Raw genomic sequence first — 1,220 nt, 5'->3', positions numbered from 1 at the left:
TGACGATTACGGCAGGAGTTATATGCGATGGCATCGGTATGACAGTGTTCGCAGTGCAGGTGATGAGCACCTAATTGGGCACTTCGACAACGCTCAATGGCTGACATCACTTTCAGTTGCGCTAAGCTTAAATGCCTATGCTGAGCGCTTTTATACTGCGTACCAGACAGACGAAACACATCCGCCACCTCAAGCGGTGGCCGTGAACAACTCGACATAACGTCACGCTCACAATGCCAGTGTATCTAACGGACTCACCACCTCACGCAAGAGTTTACTGGCGACTTGTGCATACAGCGCAGTGGTTTCCAGTTTACTATGCCCCAACAGCGTTTGAATGATACGAATATCGACTTTATCTTCCAGTAAGTGCGTGGCGAAACTGTGCCGTAAGGTGTGCATGGAGACTTTTTTATTCAGTCCTGCATCCAGACACGCAGATTGGCAGGCCCGACTGAGTTGGCGGGTGCCAATAGGGTTTAACGGATTCTGCCCTGGGAACAACCACCCTCCCGGTAGCATTAGGTGATGCGCTTTGGCATGTTTGTACCATTGGCGAAGTGTACTCAACAGCATTGGCGATAACATTGCCATTCTGTCTTTCTTCCCTTTACCTTGCTCAACGCGCAATAGCATGCGAGAACTGTCGATATCCGTCACCTTCAACATCACCACTTCGCCAATCCGCAACCCCGCCCCATAAGCGACCGAGAAGGCAGCTTTGTATTTAATGCTATGTGTGGCATCAATCAGTTGCTTGACTTCCTCTTTACTCAATACCGTCGGCAACTTCCTTGGCACCGGCACGGTGCTGACTTTGAGCATCACATCAGGTCGATTCAAGGACTTATGAAATAAGAACGTTAAACCCGATAACGTGGCATTGATGGTGATGTTAGATGTACCTTGCTCGGCCAATGCGAGTTGGAATTGGCGCAATTCTTCAGCCGTGGCATCCTCTGGCGAGCGTTTCAAAAAGGTAGCGAGTTTCTTCACGCCTCTGATGTAGCCTATTTGCGTTTTAGGACTGAGCCTACGCATGGTCATATCTTCAATCATGCGTTGGCGTATGGGGTTGGATCCTTCAAAGTAACTCATGGTTTCACTCCTGAGTGAATTCAGGGCGACATTGCCCTTCCTTCAGCTTAGAAGCGGAGAACGAGATCAGAATATAATTAATGAGGTGGGGGCGGCACTACTACCGCGGAGCGGTTTAGTCC

General features: G+C 49.5%; 2 protein-coding genes. Both read right to left on the bottom strand.

All coding sequences use genetic code 11. The features are described from left to right. On the bottom strand, nucleotides 1-218 hold a 218-nt coding region (locus C6Y40_RS14530; protein ID WP_170308506.1), incomplete at its 3' end, for a transposase zinc-binding domain-containing protein. Between the two features lie 10 nt (nucleotides 219-228). After that, entirely contained in the window at nucleotides 229-1,098 is an 870-nt protein-coding gene (locus C6Y40_RS14525; RefSeq protein WP_105935219.1) for a tyrosine-type recombinase/integrase, read from the bottom strand. Nucleotides 1,099-1,220 lie beyond the last annotated feature (122 nt).

The organism is Marisediminitalea alba, from assembly GCF_002993365.1.
In the GTDB taxonomy this organism is placed as follows: Bacteria; Pseudomonadota; Gammaproteobacteria; order Enterobacterales; family Alteromonadaceae; genus Alteromonas; species Alteromonas alba.
The sequence above is the reverse complement of the archived record's forward strand: the minus strand, read 5'-3'. Positions and strand labels throughout refer to the sequence as shown.

What these genes read in the sequence shown, in the direction of transcription:
- C6Y40_RS14525 (WP_105935219.1), bottom strand. Translation starts at nt 1,098, where the DNA reads ATGAGTTACTTTGAAGGATCCAACCCCATACGCCAACGCATGATTGAA.